General features: G+C 70.2%; 18 protein-coding genes, 1 tRNA gene, 1 other RNA gene and 1 pseudogene. 9 read left to right on the top strand and 12 right to left on the bottom strand.

Annotated features, from left to right (window positions below; genetic code table 11):
- The first annotated feature begins 47 nt into the window (after nucleotides 1-47).
- Nucleotides 48-1,070, top strand: a complete 1,023-nt coding sequence (gene lipA, locus AC5020_RS03190) for a lipoyl synthase (protein WP_464987249.1) — start codon at nucleotides 48-50, stop codon at nucleotides 1,068-1,070.
- A 31-nt stretch (nucleotides 1,071-1,101) separates the two neighbouring features.
- Nucleotides 1,102-1,842: a DUF4191 domain-containing protein gene (locus tag AC5020_RS03185; protein WP_464987191.1), complete on the top strand. Its 741-nt coding sequence runs from the start codon at nucleotides 1,102-1,104 to the stop codon at nucleotides 1,840-1,842.
- Nucleotides 1,843-2,117: 275 nt separating this feature from the next.
- Here AC5020_RS03185 and AC5020_RS03180 read toward each other — a convergent pair whose 3' ends face one another.
- On the bottom strand, nucleotides 2,118-2,552 hold the full coding sequence (locus AC5020_RS03180; RefSeq protein ID WP_377016918.1) for an RDD family protein: 435 nt from the start codon (nucleotides 2,550-2,552) through the stop codon (nucleotides 2,118-2,120).
- Between the two features lie 196 nt (nucleotides 2,553-2,748).
- On the opposite strand from AC5020_RS03180, the gene glnA reads away from it, so the two are divergent.
- Complete coding sequence (gene glnA / locus AC5020_RS03175; protein ID WP_377016916.1) at nucleotides 2,749-4,179, top strand: type I glutamate--ammonia ligase; 1,431 nt, start codon at nucleotides 2,749-2,751, stop codon at nucleotides 4,177-4,179.
- A 202-nt stretch (nucleotides 4,180-4,381) separates the two neighbouring features.
- Entirely contained in the window at nucleotides 4,382-4,903 is a 522-nt protein-coding gene (locus AC5020_RS03170) for a hypothetical protein (RefSeq protein ID WP_464987190.1), read from the top strand.
- 10 nt (nucleotides 4,904-4,913) lie between these two features.
- On the opposite strand, the gene AC5020_RS03165 is transcribed toward AC5020_RS03170, so the two are convergent.
- The 4 genes from AC5020_RS03165 to AC5020_RS03150 form a co-directional block, all read right to left on the bottom strand.
- Nucleotides 4,914-5,831: a hypothetical protein gene (locus AC5020_RS03165; protein WP_464987189.1), complete on the bottom strand. Its 918-nt coding sequence runs from the start codon at nucleotides 5,829-5,831 to the stop codon at nucleotides 4,914-4,916.
- Nucleotides 5,832-5,954: 123 nt separating this feature from the next.
- A complete protein-coding gene (locus tag AC5020_RS03160; RefSeq protein ID WP_464987188.1) occupies nucleotides 5,955-9,050 on the bottom strand; it encodes a bifunctional [glutamine synthetase] adenylyltransferase/[glutamine synthetase]-adenylyl-L-tyrosine phosphorylase in 3,096 nt (1,031 codons plus the stop codon).
- A gap of 13 nt (nucleotides 9,051-9,063) precedes the next feature.
- Complete coding sequence (locus tag AC5020_RS03155; RefSeq protein ID WP_464987187.1) at nucleotides 9,064-10,401, bottom strand: glutamine synthetase family protein; 1,338 nt, start codon at nucleotides 10,399-10,401, stop codon at nucleotides 9,064-9,066.
- A gap of 90 nt (nucleotides 10,402-10,491) precedes the next feature.
- Nucleotides 10,492-11,043, bottom strand: coding sequence for a hypothetical protein (locus tag AC5020_RS03150; protein ID WP_464987186.1), 552 nt, complete (start codon nucleotides 11,041-11,043; stop codon nucleotides 10,492-10,494).
- A 227-nt stretch (nucleotides 11,044-11,270) separates the two neighbouring features.
- On the opposite strand from AC5020_RS03150, the gene panB reads away from it, so the two are divergent.
- Nucleotides 11,271-12,119: a 3-methyl-2-oxobutanoate hydroxymethyltransferase gene (panB, locus tag AC5020_RS03145; RefSeq protein WP_494564386.1), complete on the top strand. Its 849-nt coding sequence runs from the start codon at nucleotides 11,271-11,273 to the stop codon at nucleotides 12,117-12,119.
- 46 nt (nucleotides 12,120-12,165) lie between these two features.
- Here panB and AC5020_RS03140 read toward each other — a convergent pair whose 3' ends face one another.
- The gene (locus tag AC5020_RS03140; protein WP_377016901.1) at nucleotides 12,166-12,384 is read right to left on the bottom strand and encodes an SPOR domain-containing protein; all 219 of its coding nucleotides are present in this window, start codon (nucleotides 12,382-12,384) and stop codon (nucleotides 12,166-12,168) included.
- Between the two features lie 38 nt (nucleotides 12,385-12,422).
- Here AC5020_RS03140 and map point away from each other — a divergent pair, with 38 nt between their 5' ends.
- Both map and ppgK read left to right on the top strand, forming a co-directional pair.
- Complete coding sequence (gene map, locus AC5020_RS03135) at nucleotides 12,423-13,310, top strand: type I methionyl aminopeptidase (protein WP_464987184.1); 888 nt, start codon at nucleotides 12,423-12,425, stop codon at nucleotides 13,308-13,310.
- A gap of 156 nt (nucleotides 13,311-13,466) precedes the next feature.
- Nucleotides 13,467-14,207, top strand: a pseudogene (ppgK, locus tag AC5020_RS03130) (polyphosphate--glucose phosphotransferase); the annotation flags it as partial.
- 950 nt (nucleotides 14,208-15,157) lie between these two features.
- Here the strand turns inward: ppgK and rnpB are convergent.
- Nucleotides 15,158-15,522: RNase P RNA component class A (gene rnpB, locus AC5020_RS03125), an RNA gene on the bottom strand.
- A 140-nt stretch (nucleotides 15,523-15,662) separates the two neighbouring features.
- On the opposite strand from rnpB, the gene AC5020_RS03120 reads away from it, so the two are divergent.
- Nucleotides 15,663-16,442, top strand: coding sequence for a YaaA family protein (locus AC5020_RS03120; RefSeq protein ID WP_464987182.1), 780 nt, complete (start codon nucleotides 15,663-15,665; stop codon nucleotides 16,440-16,442).
- A gap of 97 nt (nucleotides 16,443-16,539) precedes the next feature.
- Here the strand turns inward: AC5020_RS03120 and AC5020_RS03115 are convergent, their stop codons facing one another.
- Genes AC5020_RS03115 through AC5020_RS03105 form a run of 3 tightly spaced genes read right to left on the bottom strand, consistent with a single transcriptional unit; the run spans nucleotide 16,540 to nucleotide 19,144 of the window.
- Nucleotides 16,540-17,412: a Nif3-like dinuclear metal center hexameric protein gene (locus tag AC5020_RS03115; protein ID WP_464987181.1), complete on the bottom strand. Its 873-nt coding sequence runs from the start codon at nucleotides 17,410-17,412 to the stop codon at nucleotides 16,540-16,542.
- Nucleotides 17,409-17,870, bottom strand: coding sequence for a Fe-S cluster assembly sulfur transfer protein SufU (gene sufU / locus AC5020_RS03110; RefSeq protein ID WP_377016893.1), 462 nt, complete (start codon nucleotides 17,868-17,870; stop codon nucleotides 17,409-17,411). Before sufU ends, AC5020_RS03115 begins: the two co-directional genes overlap by 4 nt.
- Entirely contained in the window at nucleotides 17,867-19,144 is a 1,278-nt protein-coding gene (locus AC5020_RS03105; RefSeq protein WP_464987180.1) for an aminotransferase class V-fold PLP-dependent enzyme, read from the bottom strand. Before AC5020_RS03105 ends, sufU begins: the two co-directional genes overlap by 4 nt.
- A 198-nt stretch (nucleotides 19,145-19,342) precedes the next feature.
- Here AC5020_RS03105 and AC5020_RS03100 point away from each other — a divergent pair, with 198 nt between their 5' ends.
- The gene (locus tag AC5020_RS03100) at nucleotides 19,343-19,558 is read left to right on the top strand and encodes a hypothetical protein (RefSeq protein ID WP_464987179.1); all 216 of its coding nucleotides are present in this window, start codon (nucleotides 19,343-19,345) and stop codon (nucleotides 19,556-19,558) included.
- A 163-nt stretch (nucleotides 19,559-19,721) separates the two neighbouring features.
- On the opposite strand, the gene AC5020_RS03095 is transcribed toward AC5020_RS03100, so the two are convergent.
- Nucleotides 19,722-19,798, bottom strand: a tRNA-Val gene (locus AC5020_RS03095).
- A gap of 108 nt (nucleotides 19,799-19,906) precedes the next feature.
- Nucleotides 19,907-20,326 carry a DUF3052 domain-containing protein gene (locus AC5020_RS03090; protein WP_377016887.1) on the bottom strand — a complete coding sequence of 140 codons (420 nt, stop codon included), beginning with the start codon at nucleotides 20,324-20,326 and terminating at the stop codon, nucleotides 19,907-19,909.
- Between the last annotated feature and the right edge of the window lie 173 nt (nucleotides 20,327-20,499).

Raw genomic sequence — 20,499 nt, 5'->3', positions numbered from 1 at the left:
GCCCGCTCGGTAGACTTCCCGGAACGTCGAACGTAGGAGGCATGAGGGTGACTGTCGCTCCCGAAGGCCGGCGCATGCTGCGCGTCGAGGCACGCAACGCCGAGGTACCCATCGAGCGCAAGCCCGAATGGATCAAGACCCGCGCCGTGATGGGTCCCGAGTACAGCGCCATGAAGAAGCGCGTGCACGGGCAGGGCCTCCACACCGTCTGCGAGGAAGCCGGCTGCCCCAACATCTTCGAATGCTGGGAGGATCGCGAGGCAACCTTCCTCATCGGCGGCGACACCTGCACCCGTCGCTGCGATTTCTGCGACATCGCCACCGGCAAGCCCATGCCGGTCGACCCGATGGAGCCGGTGAAGGTCGCCCGATCGGTGAAGGACATGGGCCTGCGCTACTCCACGATCACCGGCGTCGCCCGCGATGACCTGCCCGACGGCGCCGCCGGCCTGTTCGCACAGACCTGCCGCCAGATCCACTCGGTCAGCCCCGGCACCGGCGTGGAGCTGCTGATCGACGACATCAAGGGCAACGGCGAGGCGCTCCAGCAGGTCTTCGAGGCCGGGCCCGAGGTGTTCGCCCACAATCTCGAGACCGTCCCGCGGATCTTCAAGCAGATCCGTCCGGCCTTCCGCTACGAGCGGTCGCTGGACGTGATCACCCTGGGCAAGGACGCCGGCATGATCACCAAGTCCAACCTGATCCTGGGCATGGGTGAGACGACCGGAGAGATCCTCGAGTCCCTGCAGCGGCTGCGCGAGGCCGGCTGCGATCTCATCACGATCACGCAGTATCTGCGCCCGTCCAAGAAGCACCATCCCATCGACCGGTGGGTCAAGCCCGAAGAGTTCGTCGAGCTCTCCGAGGCCGCCGAGGAGATGGGCTTCCTCGGTGTCATGGCCGGACCGATGGTCCGCTCCTCCTACCGCGCCGGGAAGCTCTGGGCGCAGGCGATGAGGAAGCTCGGCCGGGAGATCCCGGAGAATCTCCGCCATCTGGATCAGGACCAGCCCGCCCGTCAGGAAGCTGCGAGCGTCGTCGCCCGCAGCAATCAGGCCGCCGCGAGCTGAGGCTCGCGCGCCCCCGAGAGGACCCACACCCATGGCCCGCAATAGCGAGACCAAGCCCGCCAAGGGCGCGAAGAACGCCGACGGCTCGAAGAAGCCGGGGCGCTTGAAGCAGATGCTCGAGGTGTTCAAGTACACCCAGGACGTCGACCGCACCACCCTGCCCCTGATGACCCTCGCGGTGGTGGCCTCCATCGCCGCCGGCATCCTGGTCAGCTGGCTCGTGTTCAACAGCCCCTGGTACGGCATCTTCCTCGGACTGGCCGTCGGCGTGCTGGTCGCGATGCTGATCCTGGCGCGCAAGGCCGAGCGCGCCGCCTTCAGCCGCATCAAGGGCCAGCCCGGCGCCGCCCTGGCCGCGATGCAGTCGATCCGCCGCGGCTGGGACGTCGCCGACGAGCCCGTCCAGGTCGATCCCCGCAGCCAGAAGATGCTCTTCCGCGCCTCCGGCCGCGCCGGGATCGCCGTGGTCGCGGAGGATTCCTCCGCCATCTCCATGAAGCTGCTCGAGAAGGAGCGGCGCAACATCCGCCGGGTGCTCCAGCACGAAGGCGTCCCGGTCCACCAGATCGTCGTCGGCGACGGCGAGGGTGAGGTCCCGCTGCACAAGCTGCCGACCCACATGACGCGGATGAAGAAGGTCCTCACCAAGGATGAGTCCGCACAGGTCAGCAAGCGGCTGACAGCGCTGCACCGCTCGATCCGTCAGGCTGTTCCCAAGGGCGTGGACCCGATGCGGGCACGCCCGAACCGCAAGGCGATGCGCGGCCGCTGACTCGCGGCGCCTCCCCGCCTGACGCCCCCGCCCGGTTCCGACCGCGCGGGGGTTTCGTCTGTCGGAAACTCGGGACGCTTCCTCACCGGCTCGGCTCCCCGCGAGCCGCCGTTATCTCTCCGTTACGTGCGTTATCGAAACGTGACCATATTTATCGCACCAGGTCACGGGCGTAGAAGCACGAGGGTGACGGGCGTAGAGGATCGCCGCGCGACGCGATGAGGTGCCCCGCGCATCGGCACCGGAGAGGCAGACCCGCCGCGAGGGCAGAGCCGTCAGACGGTGACGGCGGCGGTGCCGGCGGCCGTGTCGTGGAGGGGCTGCGCGTCCTTGTTCCACACGACGGCCGGGATCAGCAGCAGCATCAGACCCGTGCGCACCGCAGCTCGCAGCGGCATCGGCATCCGTCCGCGCACCGGGAGGATCCGGACCCGCATCACGAACTGGCCCGGCGTGGCCCCGAAAAGGCTCATGAACAGCAGGTTCACGACCACGAAGAGGACCAGGTTGGCCGTGGCGTCGTACTGGAAGAACAGCGCCGAGATGGCCACGCACAGGCCCCAGTCGATCACGACCGAGACGGGACGGCGCCAGAACGGGGCGACCGACCCCGATCCCTCGGCGGGCAGGCCGAGATCCGCCCCCGCGACATAGTCCGGATCGGACGGCACGCCGCCCATCCACGACCCCAGATCCTTGCGCTCGACCACGACCGAAACCCTAGACCCCGGATCTGGGAGCGGCTGCCCGCTCTGCGGTCATGGGAACCGGCTCGCACCGACGGCGCATATGGTGGACGGCACCCGAGATGCGGTCCGCACCCGTGTGCCCGGATCTCGACATGGTGATGACCCCCTCGGGGTTCGACAGCACAAACACGCGCCTGTGGGCGCGGATGGAGGAAATGTGTTCAACAGTCCCAGCGAGGTCGTGAAGTACATCGAGGAAGAGGGCGTCGAGTTCATCGACATCCGCTTCTGCGACCTTCCCGGCATCATGCAGCACTTCAACGTGCCGGCGAGCACGTTCGATGCGGAGGCGATGGAGACCGGTCAGCTGTTCGACGGTTCGTCCATCCGCGGGTTCCAGGCGATCCACGAGTCCGACATGAAGCTGATCCCTGATCTGCGCACGGCGTACGTGGACCCGTTCCGCGAGCGCAAGACGCTGGTCATCAACTTCTCGATCGTCGACCCGTTCACGGACGAGCCCTACTCCCGCGACCCGCGCACGGTGGCCCAGAAGGCTCAGGAGTACCTGACCTCGACCGGCATCGCCGACACGGCGATCTTCGCCGCCGAGGCCGAGTTCTACATCTTCGACGACGTGCGGTTCAAGACCAGCATCAACTCGGGCTTCTACCAGATCGACTCCGACGAGGCCGTGTGGAACACCGACCGCGACGAGTCCGAGTTCGGCGGCAACCAGGGCTACAAGACCCGCGTCAAGGGCGGGTACTTCCCCGTCTCCCCGAACGACCAGATGTCCGATCTGCGCGATGACATCTGCGCGGTCCTGGACCAGGTCGGCCTGCAGGTCGAGCGTGCCCACCACGAGGTCGGCACCGCGGGCCAGCAGGAGATCAACTACCGCTTCAACACCCTGCTGAACGCGGCCGATGACGTCATGAAGTTCAAGTACGTCGTCAAGAACGCCGCGTGGGAGTCCGGCAAGACCGCGACGTTCATGCCCAAGCCCCTGTTCGGCGACAACGGCTCCGGGATGCACACCCACCAGTCGCTGTGGAAGGACGGCGAGCCGCTGTTCTTCGACGAGCGCGGCTACGGCGGCCTCTCGGACATCGCCCGCTGGTACATCGGCGGCATCATCGAGCACTCCCCCTCGCTGGTGGCCTTCACCAACCCCACGGTGAACTCCTACAAGCGTCTGGTGCCGGGCTTCGAGGCGCCGGTGAACATGGTGTACTCGGCCCGTAACCGCTCGGCCGCGATCCGGATCCCGGTCACCGGTTCTACCCCGAAGGCCAAGCGCATCGAGTTCCGCGCACCGGACCCCTCGGCCAACCCGTACCTGTCCTTCGCCGCCCAGCTGATGGCCGGCATCGACGGCATCCGCAACCGCATCGAGCCGCCGGAGCCGATCGACAAGGACCTCTACGAGCTGCCCCCGGAGGAGCACCAGCAGATCCGTCAGCTGCCCGACTCCCTCGGCGCCGCCCTGGACGCCCTCGAGGCCGATCACGACTACCTCACCGAGGGCGACGTGTTCCCCCAGGACCTCATCGAGACCTGGATCGAGTTCAAGCGCACCCAGGAGATCGATCCCTTCCGGTTCCGCCCGCACCCGCACGAGTTCGAGCTCTACTACGACATCTGAGCTGACGGAGACATCTGAGCCCTCTGGGCTCTCGAGCTGACGCTCCCCGAGCCGTCAGCTCGATCAGCGGCCCCCGACCTGCATCCGTGCAGGGCGGGGGCCGCTTTCCGGACGGACCACGGGGTGGCCGCGTCCGGGCGCCCCTCCCCCGCCTCGCCCGCTGCGTCGCCATCCGGGCGCCGTAGAGAACGGAACCCGCCCGATGTACATGACGACCGACGTGCTCGTGATCGGACTGGCGATGCACCTGGTGGTCGTCGCCGTCGTGGCGCCCGGTCTCCGTGCGCTGTCCGGGGCGCGCCGCTCGTGGGTGGTCAAGCCGCCCTACAACGCCTCACAGATAGCCTCCCGCAACACCTGGCCGTTCACGATGGCCGGACTGGGCGGAGCACTGGTGATGTCCCTGCCGGCGACCGTGTTCGAGTTCTTCGGACGCGAGGATCTCCGGCAGCTGTGGTGGAACCTGCCGTTCATCTGGCTGGCCATGCTCGTGATCGCCGTGTCCTGCTTCTGGTGGCCCGCTCGCCTCGCGCCGCGCTGGTACCGGCGCTGGGCCGCCCGCGGCGGCACCTGCGAGGTGATGCCCTGGACCGAGGAGGAGATCGCTGCGATCCGCGCCCGCCCCGAGGGTCGGCGCCGTCGCGGCCTCCTGCGGGATGTCCAGCGGTGCCGGGAGCTGACGGCCACCCAGATCGCGGAGCGAGCGGGCGGCCCGGTCCCCTGAATCGGCTGGGTCAGTCCAGCGCGGCCATCCCGCCCTTGGCGCGCAGCAGCGACAGCAGCAGTTCCTGCGGACCCGACGACGCCTCCAAGGCGCACTCGTCGGGCTCGAAGGACCACGCGCTGCGCAGGGAGCGGAACACCTCGAACTCGGCGTCACCGGTGCGCAGCGGCACCACCTGGTAGCCGCCGGCCTCGGGCAGGTGGATGATGAACGCGCCCGTGAGGTCCGGCATCTCCCGCACGGTGCCGTCGTCATCCAGCAACTGTTCGGCGCGGACCACGGCCACACCCTGGAGCGCATAGTCGCCGCGCACCTTCTTCGAGGTCTTGATGTCGGCGCTGAGCAGCGTGTTGCCGATACGGACGATCGCATCGGTGGTCCCGGCGTAGCCGACGGTATGGTTCACGACCGTCTGCTCGACCTCGACGAACTCGGGCTGGTAGTCCTCGAGGAACCGGCCGTAGCCGTCCAGGCGCACGTCGGCGTGGGTGATCAGCGCCTGCGGGTCCTTCTCGGCGGCGAAGGCTCCCTGCGAGGAGCGCATGTGGTCGGCGAGCTCGCCGATCTGGGCGGCGGTGGGGCGCGCCCCGCTGGTGCCCCACAGCTCACAGGCAGAATGGACCAGGGTGCCGAAATCCGCCGCGGTGCGCGTGTACTCGGTGGCGGCCGCGGCGATGCGCTTCTGGGTGCCCCACTTGTCGCGGGCGACACGGGCGATCTCCGCCGCGGCCCGGCCGGGATTGCGGTCCAGCCACGCGTACATCTCCAGTGCTCGCTTGGAGGCCATGGTGGCGTACCAGCCCTGCAGGTGGTCCTTGGCGCGCATGCCCGCGACCGTGGTGATCGAGGGGTACAGCAGCGGTCCGTCGGGCTCGAGGCGGTACATGCGGCCACGCGGGGTGTCGGCGCTGAGAGTGGGGGTCGTCATGGCTCCTCGGGAGGACGCGATAGGACGCGGGTCGGTGACAGGGGGCGGAGTTCACGGTACGCCGACGGCGGCCTCCGGCCGTGGTGACAGCGCCGTACGCGCCGAGAATCACGCGGCGGCGGGTCACCCTTCGGGGCCGAAGATGAGTCGCTCGGCGATCAGCCGGGCCCGGCGGGTCAGCCGCAGGTACCGCTCCTCGAGCTCGGAGGCGGAGCCGTCCTCGCCATCGATGAGCTGGGCGAGGGCCCGCAGCTCGGTGCGGTCGGTGGGGAGCACATCCCCCTCGCGGCCCTTCCACAGGAACAGGCAGCGGCGGACCTGCCAGGCCAACTTCCATGCCTCCGAGAGCTCCTCGGCTTCCCGGGCGGAGATCAGATCGGCCCCAGCGGCGGCCTCGAGCTGGCCCAGCGTGCTGGTGGTGCGCAGCCCGTCGACCTCGTGAGCGTGCTCCATGGCGAGGATCTGGGCGCTCCACTCGACGTCGGTCATCCCGCCGCGGCCGAGCTTGACCTGGCGGGAGGGATCGGCGTTGCGCGGCAGGCGCTCGGACTCCACGCGCGCCTTCATGCGGGTGATCTCCCGCCGCGCGCGCTCGTCGAGCCCGCTCGCCGGGTAGCGGTGCCGGTCCATCTCCTCCCGCAGCTGCGCCGCGACGGCCTCCGAGGCCACCACGGGCCGGGCGCGCAGCAGCGCCTGCTTCTCCCATGTCTGCGCGTCCCGCCGGTAGTACTCGATCCATGCCTCGACGCTGCGGGCGAGCATGCCGTTCTTCCCCTCGGGGCGCAGGTCCGCGCTGACCTTCATGTCGGTGCCGGCGGCGGGGGCGTTGAGGATGCGCTGGACCTGGGTGGCCACAGCCACCCCGATCTCGCCGGCGGCGTGCCCGGCCCCGCGATCGATGAGGAGGAACTGGACGTCGGCGTCGGAGGCGTAGCCCATCTCGCGGGCACCGAAGCTGCCCATCGCCACGATCGCCATCTCCACCCCGAGGGCGCGCGCCGGGTCGGAGCGGCGCTCGCGCAGGCGTTTGGCGGTGTCGACATCGACCTCCTCGACGCTGTCGAGGGTCTCGGCGCCGGCGCCGACCACCTTGCGCTCGCGGGCGACCACATGGAAGGCGACCAGCAGCCCCGCCTCCAGCACCGCCTCGGCGAGGTCGGTGAGGGCGCGGGCGACCTCGGTCGCGGAGGAGAGACCGGTCAGGTGTGCCAGGGCGATCCGCAGCAGCTCCCGGTTGCGGGTGCGCCGCAGGACGTCGCGGGCCACCTCGACGGAGTCGACCCGGGAGATGACGGCGAGGAACTCCCGGCCCAGGACGTCGCGGGAGAGCGGGCGCAGATGCTCGTCGCGGGCGAGCCAGCGCACCGCCTCGGGGATCTGCACCAGCTGTTCGCCGACGAAGCGACTGCCGGAGAGCACCCGGGTCAGCCGTTTCGCGGCCAGGCCCGAGTCCCGCAGCAGGCCCAGGTACCAGTGGGCGGAGCCGATGGTGTCCGAGAGCCGGCGGAACGCGAGCAGGCCGAGGTCGGGATCGATGCCGTCGGCGAACCATTCGAGCATCGCGGGCAGCAGCTGGCGCTGGATCTTCGCGCGCCGGGAGATGCCCTCGGTCAGGGCGGTGATGTGGGTCAGGGCGCGGGCCCCGTCGCGGTAGCCGATCGCTGCCAGGCGGGCCGTGGCCGACTCCGGGCTCAGCCGGATCTCGCCGTCGCTGAGCGTGGAGGCCGTCTCCAGCAGGGGGCGGTAGTAGATCTCCTCGTGCAGCTGGCGCACGCGGCGGCGGGTGCGGTTGTACTTCTGGTCGAACTGGTCCGGGGTCAGGCCCAGGGTGCGTGCCAGGCGTCGCAGGTCGGCCGGGGAGGTGGGCAGCACCTGGGTGCGGCGCAGTCGGTGCAGCTGCATGCGGTGCTCGACGCAGCGCAGGAACCGGTAGGCGGCGTCCATCTCGGCGACGTGGTTGCGGGAGATGTAGCCGCCCTCGCCCAGCCGGGCGAGCGACTGGAGCGTGGAGCGCGCATGCAGACCCAGATCGGTGCGGCCGTGGACCATCTGCAGCATCTGCACGGTGAACTCCACGTCCCGCAGGCCGCCGGGGCCGAGTTTGATGTTGCGGTCGGCCTCGCCGTGCGGGATGTGGGCGATGACCCGGCGGCGCATCGCGCGGGAGTCCTCGACGAACCCCTCGCGGGTGGAGGCCTTCCACACCCAGGGCTCGACCATCTCCTCGAACTCCCGGCCCAGCTCGAGGTCGCCGGCGGCGGCGCGCGACTTCAGGAGGGCCTGGAACTCCCAGGAGTGGGCCCACTGGGTGTAGTAGTGGCGGTACGAGTCCAGGGTCCGCACCAGCGGACCGTCCTTGCCCTCGGGCCGGAGGTTCGCATCGACCTGCCACAGGGACCCCTCGGCCGTGCGGTCCGAGCACACGCGAGCCAGCTCCCGGGCGAGGGCGGAGCCGATCACCACCAGCTCCTCCTCGGCGGCATCGTCGACGGGGGCGACCACGTGCATCACGTCGACGTCGGAGATGAAGTTCAGCTCGCGCGCTCCGGTCTTGCCGAGCGCGATCACGGACCAGCGGACTTTCTCGTGGTCCTCGACGGTCGCCCGGGCGATCGCGGCGGCCGCATCCAGGGCGGCGTCTGCCAGGTCGCTGAGGGCGGTCGAGACCCGCGGCTGGAGAGCTTCGGGGGACGCGGCGAGGACATCGGCGGCGGCGATCTGGATCAGTCGTTCGTGGTAGGCGACCCGCAGGTCGTCGCGGGCCTCCCGCCCGGACTCGGCGGCGACGGGCACGGGGGCCGACGGGTCGGCGCCGACCGACCGCAGCATCCGCTCGCGCACGGCGGCGGCCGGCGTGGCCAGCTCGTCATCGCCCTCGCGCAGCGCCTCCAGCAGCTCCGGGTGCCGGGTGAGGACGTCGCCGAGCGCGACGGACGTGCCCAGCAGCCGGAGCAGCCGGTCGCCGGCGCTGCCGGGCGTCCCGATGCCGGCGAGGAACTCGTCCTTCAGCGCTTTGCGTCCGCAGCCCTCGGCGGCTTCGGCCAGGCGGAGCAGACCGATGACCGCATCATCGCCGTCGGCCGTGGCACCGATGCGGGCCACGGCTCCCTGGGGCAGCCCGGCCAGGGCCGGGTCGGCGAGGAAGCGACTGACGCGGTCGGTCCGGGTGAAGCCGAGGCGGGCGAGGCCGCCGGCACCGGTCGCGGGCTGGGAGGTCATCGGCCGGCGCACCTCAGACCCGGCCGAACGTGGAGTCCAGCTCGTAGTCGGTCACCTGCTCGCGATAGCGCTGCCACTCCTGTTTCTTGTCGCGCAGGAAGAACTCGAAGACCTGCTCGCCGAGGGTGCCGGCCATCAGCTCGGAGGATTCGAAGTTCTCCAGCGCCCGGAACAGGTCGGTGGGCAGCGGTTCGATCCCCATGGCGCGGCGCTCGCGCTCGGTGAGGTCCCACACCGCGTCCTCGGCGCCCTCGGGCAGCTCGTACTCCCCCTCGATGCCGGCCATGCCCGCCGCCAGCAGGGCTGCGAAGGCCAGGTACGGGTTCGCCGCGGAGTCCAGCCCCCGGAACTCGACGCGCGAGCTGGTGCCCTTGGTGGGCTTGTGGAAGGGCACCCGCACCAGCGCGGAACGGTTGTTGTGCCCCCAGCAGATGTAGCTCGGCGCTTCCTGCGCGCCCCACAGGCGCTTGTAGGAGTTGACCCACTGGTTCGTCACGGCGCTGTACTCCGGGGCGTGCTGCAGCAGGCCCGCGATGAACTGGCGGCCGGTGCGGGAGAGGCCGTACTCGGCGCCGGGCTCGTGGAAGGCGTTCTTGCCGCCCTGGAACAGCGAGAGGTGGGTGTGCATCCCGGAGCCGGGCTGGTCGATCATCGGTTTGGGCATGAAGGTGGCCACCTGCCCCATCGACAGGGCCACCTCCTTGACCACGGTGCGCAGGGTAACGATGTTGTCCGCCGTGGTCAGCGCGTCGGCGTAGCGCAGGTCGATCTCGTTCTGGCCGGGCCCGTTCTCGTGGTGGGAGAACTCGACCTGGATGTTCATCGCCTCCAGGTGCTCGATCGCGGTGCGACGGAAGTCCTGGCCCTGGCCGCGGTGGACGTGGTCGAAGTAGCCGGCGTTGTCGATCGGGACCAGCCGGTCGCCCTGGGTGTAGGGCTTCTCGAACAGGTAGAACTCGATCTCGGGGTGGGCGAAGAGCTCCAGGCCCTTCTCCTCGGCGCGGGCGAGGATGTCGCGCAGCACGCGGCGCGGGTCGGCGGCGGCGGGTTCGCCGTCGGGGGTGAGGACGTCGCACATCATGCGTCCGGTCGCATTGGTCTCGCCGCGCCAGGCCAGCAGCTCGAACGTGCCCGGATCCGGGCGCAGGATCATGTCTGATTCGTAGCTGCGGGTCAGGCCCTCGATGGTGGAGCCGTCGATCCCGATGCCCTCGGTGAAGGCCGTCTCGAGGTCCGACGGAGAGATCGCGATGGACTTCAGCGTCCCGGCGATGTCGCAGAACCACAGACGGATGAACCGCACGTCGCGGTCGGAGACGGTCCGGATGACGTCATCGTGGAGATGTTCCATACAACCAGTCTGCCGCACGGGCAGCGGGCAACGGGTAACGGGCCGCGGGCAACGGGTAACGGGCCGCGGGCGGCCGCGGACCGATCCCGGTCAGAGCGCCTTGATGTACCAGCTGCCGTCGTCCCCCCGCGCCATCGGCACCTCGGTGTCGATCCCGGGCACGCTGATCGCGATCGTCCCGTCGTCCCGGGGCTCGGCCTCGAGCATGTCCTCGGTGACCATCGCGGCCGCCTGCGGCGACAGGGCCTGGTACTGGTCGCTGTCGGTGATCGTCTCGACGCAGGCGGTGGCGGAGGCCCCCTCGACCGGCTGATCGGTGGCCGGGTCCAGGACGAAGCCGCAGGCCGCTTCGGCGTCCTTGTCCCCCAGGGCCTGGATGAAGCCGATCATCTGCTCCTTCGCCGCCGAGACGTCCTGCTCGCCGACTTCGCCCGCGTTCTCGCCGCTGCCGGCGTCCGAGGGAGCCTCGCCGCCACCGTCGCTCGGACCGGTGGCCTCGCGGGTAGCCTCCGGGTCGCTCTCCTGCGACGCGGTCTCCTGGCCGCCCGTCTCCCCCTCGTCGCCGCCGGTGCACGCCCCCGCCCCCGCCGCGATGGCGAGGACGCCCAGACCTGCAGCCGCGCGGCGAACCGTCGTGCGCATGATCGAACTCATCATCCATCCTCCCTCTCGGCGCCGGCGCGGATGCCGACGGGCCACAAGGCTCCCATATGGCCGCCCCACGAGGCCTGGCGCACCGTGCCCGGAATCGATCGGGCTCGCCGGCTCGGCGGGCACGCGGAACTAGACTGCCGGGTACGGACCTGCCGCAGCTGCCGGTGGTCCGGGCCGCGGGGCGCGATCGAGGAGTCCCGCGACCCTCGTCGTCCATGCGCCTCCAGGAGCACATCGTGAGCACCCCCTCCGGCACCGGTTCCTCCGGTCCCGCCAAGGTCCGCATCCGTCATCTGCAGGACGCCAAGGAGCGCGGCCGGCCGTTCTCGATGCTCACCGCCTACGATCAGTTCTCCGCCCAGGCCTTCGAGGCGGCCGGGATCGACGTGCTGCTGGTGGGCGACTCCGTCGGCACCACCGTGCTCGGCCACGACTCGACCACCGCCACCACCCATCAGGACATGCTCACCTTCACCGGTGCCGTCGCCCGCAGCGTCCACCGCCCGCTGATCGTGGCGGACCTCGCCTTCGGCACCTACGAGACGGGCCCGGCCGACGCGGTCCGTCACGGTGTCGAGCTGATCCGGGCCGGCGCGGAGATGATCAAGCTCGAGGGCGGCCACGCGATCGTCCCCCAGATCCAGGCGCTGACGCAGGCCGGCATCCCCGTGATGGGGCACCTCGGTTTCACCCCGCAATCGGTGAACTCGCTGTCGGGCCACCGGGTCCAGGGCCGGGACGCCGCGGCAGCCGATCAGCTCGCCGAGGACGCGGTCGCGCTGCAGGAAGCCGGGGCCTCCGCGATCGTGCTCGAACTCGTCCCGGCGCAGGTCGCCGCACGCATCACCGAGGTGGTGCATGTGCCGACCGTCGGTATCGGTGCCGGCCCCTCCTGCGACGGGCAGGTGCTGGTGTGGCAGGACATGGCCGGCATGTCCAGTTTCCACGGCAAGTTCGTCAAGGCTTTCGGAGATCTGCGCGCCGATCTCCAGCGCGCGGCCGCGCAGTACCGCGACGAGGTGACCGAGCGGTCCTACCCCGGCCCGGAGCACTCCTTCGACTGACCTCAGCCGGCCGAGCGAAGAGCGCCGCGGGGTCAGTTCTCCAGGGTCAGTTCTTCGGCTCGGACCCTTCCGCGGATCCGCCGTAGTCCTCCCACTCCTGGTCCTCCTCCTGCCACGCCTCGTTCCGGGCCGCAGCGATCTTCAGCGCCTTCTCGGCCTCCGCACGCGTGGAGTAGGGCCCCATCAGCTCGGTGCCGGGCGACTGCCGGCCCTCTTCGACGTTGCCCGTGGTGAGGTTGTAGTAGAACTCGGTGCCCTCCGTCACGTCGGGCTCCTTTCCGCATCGGTGAGAGACTGGTGGATATGACTGTAGAGCAGAAATGGATCCGTCCAGAAGGACGAGAGGTGCTGGTCCCCGGCACCGTCGGCCCCCGTCGTCCCGTGCCCGCACGCATCGAGCGCCCCGAGTACGTCGACAAGGACGAGGCCGTCTCCGATACCGGGCCCCACATCCAGAGCGCGGATGTCATCGAGCGCGTGCGTGAGGCCTCGCGCATCGCGGCGATCGCTCTGCAGGCCGCCGGTGAGGCCGCCCAGCCGGGCGTGACCACCGACCGTATCGACGAGGTCGTCCACGACGTCCTGATCCAGCACGGGGCCTACCCCTCCACTCTCGGCTACCTCGGGTACGAGAAGTCGTGCTGCACGAGCCTGAACGAGGTGATCTGCCACGGCATCCCGGACTCGACGGTGATGCAGTCCGGCGACATCCTCAACGTGGACGTCACCGCCTACATCCACGGGGTCCACGGAGACACCAACGCCACCTTCGAGGTCGGTGAGGTCGATCCCCGCGTCCAGGACCTGGTCACGCAGTCCCACGAGGCGATGATGCGGGGCATCAAGGCGGCGAAGCCGGGCCGCCAGGTCAATGTCATCGGGCGCGTGATCGAGAAGTTCGTCGCCCGCCACGGGTACGAGTCGGTGCGCGACTACACCGGTCACGGCGTCGCCGAGGGCTTCCACAACGGCCTGGTCATCCCCCACTACGATTCCGCGCCGATGTTCGACGACGTGATCGCCGAGGGCATGACGTTCACCATCGAGCCGATGGTCGCGATGGGCTCGCAGGACTGGGAGCAGTGGGACGACGGCTGGACCGTGGTCACCAAGGACCGCTCCTTCAGCGCCCAGTTCGAGCACACCATGGTCATCACCGACCAGGGTCCGGAGCTGCTCACCGTCCTCTGAGCGGACCGTCCCGCGCTCGCCCGGGCCACCGCCGGCCGCCTCGTCGGCGGGGTCGACAGCGCGGCTCGTCGGCGGGGATCCGGGTTGTTTGGCACACTATGGCCAGCGATGGGCGGACAGACCGCCGGGACCCGGCACACGGAACGAGGACAGATCATGACCGAGCAGGCGTTCGGCATCGACATCGGCGGCAGCGGCATCAAGGGCGCGCCCGTGGATCTTGCGTCGGGGGCGCTCGCCGCGGACCGGCTGCGGATCAAGACCCCTCAGCCCTCCTCACCGGACGCGGTCGCCGACACGGTCAGCGAGCTCATCGAGAGCTTCGACATCAGCGAGGGCATGCCCGTCGGCGTGACCTTCCCGGCCGTCATCCAGCAGGGAGTGGCCCGTACCGCCGCCAACGTCGACAAGTCCTGGATCGGCACCGACGCCGACGCCCTGTTCACCGAGCGCACCGGGCACGACGTGTTCGTGGTCAACGATGCCGACGCCGCCGGCATCGCGGAGATGGAGTTCGGTGCCGGCCGCGGCCAGCAGGGCGTGGTGCTGGTGATCACGCTGGGCACCGGCGTGGGCAGTGCGATGTTCGTCGACGGGCGCCTGGTGCCGAACACGGAGCTCGGGCACATTCCGCTCAAGGGCGACTCGGCCGAGAAGTACATGGCCGAATCCGCTCGTGAGCGCAAGGACCTGTCCTGGAAGAAGTGGGCGAAGCGGCTCCAGAAGTACTTCTCCCTGGTCGAGTTCCTCTTCAGCCCGAACCTCATCATCGTCGGCGGCGGGGTCTCCAAGGAGCACGAGAAGTTCCTCCCGCGCCTGGAGCTGAACACCCCCATCGTGCCGGCGGAGCTGCGCAACGAGGCAGGCATCATCGGCGCTGCGGCACTCGCGCGACGGTCCGAGGATGATGTCGACGGATCCGGCTCGACGTCCTCTCGCGAGCAGACGTCCTCGCCGTCGACCGCGTCCTCGGGGAAGCAGGCGAACTCGAAGACGTCGTCGAAGCAGGCGAGCTCGACGACGTCCGCGGCGAGCACCGATGCCACGGAGACCGCTGCGACGTCGACCAGGTCACCGGCCGAGGAATCCGCCGAGAGCACCGCCTCGACGAAGGCATCGAGCGCCACCAAGAGCTCGTCCGGGAAGGCCACCGGCGCGCAGAAGTCGTCTGCGAAGAGCTCCGGCACGAAAGCCACCACGTCCGGTCGGAAGGCCACGAGCCAGAAGAAGTCCACGAGTCAGAAGAAAGCGACGAGCCAGGAGAAAGACGCGGCGCAGTCGACATCGGGTCAGAAGAAGGACTCGGGGTCCGCCGCCTCGACCCGTCAGCAGACCGGGGCCCAGAAGAAGGATTCCGGCCGGTCCGCCTCCAGCCGGAAGCAGACCTCGGCTCAGAAGAAGGACTCTGGCTCGACCACCTCCGGTCAGAAGAAGACCGCTTCCGCGTCGAAAAGCTCCGGCTCGCAGAGTTCGGCCCGCAGCGGCAACAGCACGTCGGCGTCCGCGTCGCGGTCGTCGTCCGGGGCGAAGACGTCGGGGTCGACCAAGGCGTCAGGGTCGACCAAGTCGTCAGGGTCGACCAAGTCGTCAGGGTCGACCAAGTCGTCAGGGTCGACCAAGTCGTCAGGGTCGAGGAAGACCTCTGCGCCGAAGAAGAGCTCTGCGCGGAAGTAGGGGTCCGGCGGGAAGCAGGCAGCCCGGCCGCGTCTGCCGATCAGGCCGCCCCGGGGGTGAGCGCAACTTCCTGGTCTGGTGCGCGACCTGGGCACGCTCAGGCAGGGTGACTCGGCGCTGACCGCCATATTGCTGCACCTTCCTACCGGCGCAGCGGTGGCGGAGGGTGATGAGGGACCAGCCGGCCTGTAAGCCGGGTTCTGTGAGCGGCAGTCATCCATCTCGGATCGCCGTTGCCGACGACCTCCAGCGGTCCACCCGGGAACTCGGGCTGGCACCCTCGAACGTTCCCTGTACGACCTTGCTCCCGGTGGGGTTTACCGTGCCGGCCTCGTCACCGAGACCGCGGTGGTCTCTTACACCACCCTTTCACCCTTACCGCCCGCGCCCCGAAAGGCTCAGGCGGCGGTCTGCTTTCTGTGGCACTGTCCCGCGGATCACTCCGGGTGGGCGTTACCCACCACCGTGCCAGGCGGAGCCCGGACTTTCCTCGGCCCCGGAGCGCGAGCCCCGAGGACGCGACTGCCCGGCCGACTGGTCCGCCGTCCAGTTTACGCCGACCGCGCACTCGGGCCGCCAGTGAGGTCGTCACCGACGGTCCGCTGACGTGCGCAAAGTCTCGCGACTGCGCCTCCCGAGGTGCCATGGCAGGGCGGATCGGCCTCCGAGAATGGAGAGATGCTGATCCTGCTGCCGCCCTCGGAGACCAAGACACGACCGCCCGAGGCCGAGGCCCGCCCGCTCGACCTCGAGGCGATGGCGCTGCCCGAGCTGCTCGAGGCCCGACGGACCATGCTGCGGGCCGCCCAGCGCACGGCGGGGACCCAGGACGCCGCCGTGAAGCTCGGTGTCCCAGCTTCTTCCCCCGAGCTCGTCCAGCGGATGGCAGACCTCGAGCACGAGCCGGCCGCTCCCCCGCTCGCGGTGTACTCCGGGGTGCTCTACGACCAGCTGGACCCCGCGCATCGCCCCGCGCCGGACCGCCGCCTCCTCGTCCAGAGCGCCCTGTTCGGACTCGTCGACGCCGGCACCGACCGGATCCCCGCCTACCGGCTCTCGGCGACCTCCGCCGTCTCCCGACTCGGGAAGGCCGGCTCCTGGTGGACCCAGAGGCTGCGGCCGACGGCGCAGCGCCTGCAGAAGGAACAGGCGGAGGGTGGATCGCCGGTGGTCATCGACTGCCGCTCCGGCTCGTACCGCTCGATGATGCCGCTGCGCACCGACCCGGCAGTGCGGGTCCTCGAGGTCTCACCCGTCCAGGAGCGCGGCGGTGCACGCAAGGTCGTCTCCCACGATGCCAAGCGCTACCGCGGACTCGTCACGCGATCGCTGCTGGCGGCCGGCACGACTCCGGCCTCGGCCGATGACGTCGTGGATCTGCTGCAGCCGGCCCTCGGCGGCGGTCTCCGCGTGGAACTGGAGGGAGACCGCCTCGTCATCGTCGACCACATCGCCTGACCTGGCTGGTCCACTGGCCCACTAGGCGGCTGGTCCGCTGGGCGGCTGGTCCGCTGGGCGGCTGGTCCACTGGGCGGCTGGTCCGCTGGGCGGCGGGTCAGCCGGCGCGGCCGCCCCAGGGATCGGTCGTGTGCTCGCTGATCACGACGTCCAGGCCGGGCACGGCGTCGCTGAGCAGGTCGCGGGCCAGCGGCAGCCAGAGCGCCTCGCTCGCCGCGTGCGGGACGTCGATCAGCGCCGGCACCGCCGCGTGGTCCGCAGCGGCCTCGAGGTGCTCCAGAGCGGGATGGTGGCGCAGATCCGAGGTGATGTAGGCGTCCACACCTGCGGCGAGGGTCTGCTCCAGGAAGGAGTCGCCGGCGCCCGGGCACACGGCCACGGTCCGGACAGGCCGGCTCGCCGGGCCGGTGTGGACGACTCCGCGGGCCGTGGGCGGGACGATGCCGGCCACGGCTGCGGTCAACTCGGCGACGTTCGTCTCCCGTGGCAGGGTGCCGATCGCCCCGAGGCCGAACAGCTGTGACCCGTGGGCTGCCATCGTGCTCTCCGGGGGCGGCACGAGGGGCCGCGGATCCTGGAGATCCAAGGCGCTCATCCAGGCGCCGACGGTGCCGAGCGTGGACCGGTCGACGTTGGTGTGACCGCACCACAGGGCGGTCCCGGCGCGCAGCAGGTCCGTGACGACGGCGCCCTTGCCCTGGTCCGCGGGCAGGAAGCTGGCCCCGCGCAGCAGCAGCGGGTGGTGGGTCACCAGCAGCTGGGCGCCGCGGTCCACGGCCTCCTCGGCGACCGCCACTGTGGGGTCCACGGCCAGCAGCACCCGTCGGACGTCGGCCCCTCGCTCCCCCAGCACCAGACCGACCCGATCCCAGGACTCCGCCCAGGACAGCGGATAGGTCTCCTCGAGCAGACCGGTCACGGATCCCACCGTGGCCGCCGCCAGATGACCGACAGTGTGCGGGCGGCTCATGAGCCGAGCGCCCGGGCCTCGACCAGCGCCGCCTGGTAGGCCTTCCACGGCATCAGCACGCACTTCACGCGCGCGGGGAACTTGGCGGCTCCGAGCAGGGCGACGCCGTCACCGATCAGCTCCTCGTCGCCCTCGATGCGGCCACGCGATCCCATGGCCGCCTCGAAGTGCTCCCGCACCGGATCCATCTCGGCCACGGTGCGGCCGATCAGGAGGTCCGCCATGATCGACGCGGCGGCCCGGCTCATGGCGCAGCCGATCGCGTCATAGGAGACGTCCTCGATGCGCTGGCCCTCGCCGCTGCCACTGAGATGCAGGCGCAGGGTGATCTCATCCCCGCAGGTGGGGTTGACGTGGTGGACCTCGGCGTCGAACGGCTCGCGCAGGCCCTCGTGCAGAGGGCGCTTGTCGTGCTCGACGACGAGCTCGGTGTACAGGGAGTTCAGTGCTGTGCTCATGAGAATGATCCGAAGAAGTCGGCGGTGTGCCGGACGCCCGCGATGAGAGCGTCGACCTCCGCGGCGGTGGTGTGGAGGGAGAAGCTCGCGCGGGTGGTCCCGTGCAGCCCGTAGCGGCGATGCAGCGGCCAGGCGCAGTGATGCCCGACGCGCACCTCGAGGCCGAGTGAATCGAGGACCTGGCCGACGTCGTGCGGGTGGCGGCCTGCCAGGGCGAAGGACACCGCGCCCGCCCGTTCCGGGGAGGCGGCGGGGCCGATGATGCGGATCCCGTCGATCGCTGCCAGCCCGCGCAGCGCCCGGTCGGTCAGGGCCCGTTCGTGCTCGGCGACCTGCTCCATGCCGAGAGCGGTGAGGTAGTCGCAGGCGGCGGCGAGGCCGACGGCCTGGCTGATCGGGGGCGTGCCGGCCTCGAACCGGGCCGGCGGGGCGGCGAAGGTCGAGTGGTCGAGATGGACCACTTCGATCATGGATCCGCCGGTGCGGAACGGGGGCAGCGCCGCGAGGTGCTCGTAGCGGCCCCACAGCACGCCGATGCCGGTGGGGCCGTGCATCTTGTGGCCGGACAGCGCGACGAAGTCGACGTCGAGTGCGGCCAGGTCGATCGGCATGTGCGGGGCGGACTGGGCCGCATCCAGCACGGTCAGCGCGCCGACGGACCGTGCGGCCTCGACCAGCCGTGCGACGGGATTGACCGTGCCCAGGACATTGGACTGGTGGGCGAAGGCGACGACCTTGGTGCGCTCGGTGACCAGTGCGTCCAGACCGGTCAGGTCCAGGGTGAAGTCGTCGGCCAGCGGGATCCAGCGCAGCGTGGCGCCGGTGCGCCGGGCCAGCTCCTGCCAGGGGACCAGGTTGGCGTGGTGCTCCATCTCGGTCACCAGGATCTCGTCGCCCTCGCGCACCCGCAGGTGCTCCGGGGTGGACTCATCACCGTTGCCGAGGGAGTAGGCGACCAGATTCAGCGCCTCGGTCGCGTTGCCGGTGAAGACGATCTCGTCGGGTGTGGCGGCTCCGAAGAACGCGGCCACCGTCTCGCGCGCGTCCTCGAAGGCGTCCGTGGCGGCCGTGGCCATCCGGTGGGCGCCGCGCTTGACCGCTGCGTGGTCGTGGGTCAGGTAGGCGACCTCGGCGTCGATCACCTGCTGGGGCCGCTGCGAGGTCGCGCCCCCGTCGAGGTAGATCATCGGGGTGTCCTCGTCCAGCATGCGGCCGAGGATTGGGAAATCCGCCCTGATCGCCTCGACGTCGAACGGTCTGCTCGGTGCACTCACCTGCGCGGCTCCTCCTTCGATAGGTGCCGGTCGCGGTCACCCGGGCGAACTGTGCGAGAACGGTCCGAGCCTGCCGCGATGGTCCTCCAGTATAGGAACCGCCCAGGCGGCTGCCCGAGGCCATGAGATCCTGTCCACATCCGTTCCATCCCGTCAGGAGGATCCGCCATCGACACCCTGATCCTGCTCCTTTTCGGCGTGACGATCCTTGCCTTCCTGATCGTGATCATCGGCCGGCTGCTGGTGCGTCGCAACCGTGATCGTGAGGAGGCCGAGGCGGCCGGTCTCCCCGGCGGTGAGCGGCCCCGTACCGATGAGGAACGTGCCCAGGACCGGCGGACCGCGGTCGTCTGGGGCTGCGCGGCGCTCGCGGTGCCGTGCCTGCTGGTGCTCGCCTACGTCGTCACCCGCTGACGAACGCTTCCCTCCGGCCGACGCACACCCCGCTCCGAGGGTCCACAGCCCGGCGCACGCCGTGAGGCCGTTACGCCCCGTGAGGCGGTGCACGCGGTGAGGTCGGTGCACCCCGTCGCCGGGCGCGAGCCGGAGCTGAACTGTGTCCGTGCACCGTGTCTCGTGGTGGGTCGTGAGGGGCTCGAACCCCCGACCTTCTGGGTGTAAACCAGACGCTCTGACCAGCTGAGCTAACGACCCGGACGGGAGCTGCGCCCCCGGACCTCCTTCAGGTGACCCTTTCTATCGCACGCCGCGCGCCCGCGCGCGAGGCGCGGTCACCTCGCGGGCGAGGCCGCCGCGAGGTGATCAGCTCGGGCGGCTGGCCAGGCGGGTCCCCGTCCAATCCGGCGCGAGGCTCACGGTGGTCAGGACGCGCAGACCGGCGACCCCGGCGCTCTCCTGGATCTCTCCCGGGGGCACGTGCCCGTCGCGGCCCGCCTTGGGGGTCAGAACCCACACGGGCGCGCCGGGCGCCAGGGTGGTGAGGGTGTCGACCATCGCGTCGGTCAGGTCGCCGTCACCATCGCGCCACCACATGATCACGGCGTCGACGATCTCCTGGCAGTCCTCGTCCTCGAGCTCACCGTCGATGAGGTCCTCGATCGCGTCGCGCAGATCCAGGTCGACATCATCGTCGTAGCCGAACTCCTGCACGATCTGGCCCGAGGTGAACGTCAGCGCCTCGGCAAGAGAGCTGGGCGAAGGGGCGTCGGCCGACGGTGACAAGAAAAGGCTCCTCACAGGATGGGGCAAAGCAGATACGGCAGGTCCGGCCGTGCCCGAGGGGACGGTGGACCGAACTCTGCGCGCCGATTCTATGTCACGAGCCACCCTCCTGCACTACAGGGGCGCACGCGGGTGAGATTCGAGGTGGCACCGGGCGATGAGGGCCGTCCGCA

The organism is Brachybacterium sp. SYSU DS0246 (genome assembly GCF_059391765.1).
This window is presented reverse-complemented; position numbering and strand designations above follow the sequence as displayed.

Coding starts and splice junctions, on each gene's coding strand:
- AC5020_RS03185 (WP_464987191.1), top strand. CDS start 1,102: ATGGCCCGCAATAGCGAGACCAAGCCCGCCAAGGGCGCGAAGAACGCC.
- AC5020_RS03170 (WP_464987190.1), top strand. CDS start 4,382: ATGTACATGACGACCGACGTGCTCGTGATCGGACTGGCGATGCACCTG.
- AC5020_RS03165 (WP_464987189.1), bottom strand. CDS start 5,831: ATGACGACCCCCACTCTCAGCGCCGACACCCCGCGTGGCCGCATGTAC.
- AC5020_RS03160 (WP_464987188.1), bottom strand. CDS start 9,050: ATGACCTCCCAGCCCGCGACCGGTGCCGGCGGCCTCGCCCGCCTCGGC.
- AC5020_RS03155 (WP_464987187.1), bottom strand. CDS start 10,401: ATGGAACATCTCCACGATGACGTCATCCGGACCGTCTCCGACCGCGAC.
- AC5020_RS03150 (WP_464987186.1), bottom strand. CDS start 11,043: ATGCGCACGACGGTTCGCCGCGCGGCTGCAGGTCTGGGCGTCCTCGCC.
- panB (WP_494564386.1), top strand. CDS start 11,271: ATGCGCCTCCAGGAGCACATCGTGAGCACCCCCTCCGGCACCGGTTCC.
- map (WP_464987184.1), top strand. CDS start 12,423: ATGACTGTAGAGCAGAAATGGATCCGTCCAGAAGGACGAGAGGTGCTG.
- AC5020_RS03120 (WP_464987182.1), top strand. CDS start 15,663: ATGCTGATCCTGCTGCCGCCCTCGGAGACCAAGACACGACCGCCCGAG.
- AC5020_RS03115 (WP_464987181.1), bottom strand. CDS start 17,412: ATGAGCCGCCCGCACACTGTCGGTCATCTGGCGGCGGCCACGGTGGGA.
- sufU (WP_377016893.1), bottom strand. CDS start 17,870: ATGAGCACAGCACTGAACTCCCTGTACACCGAGCTCGTCGTCGAGCAC.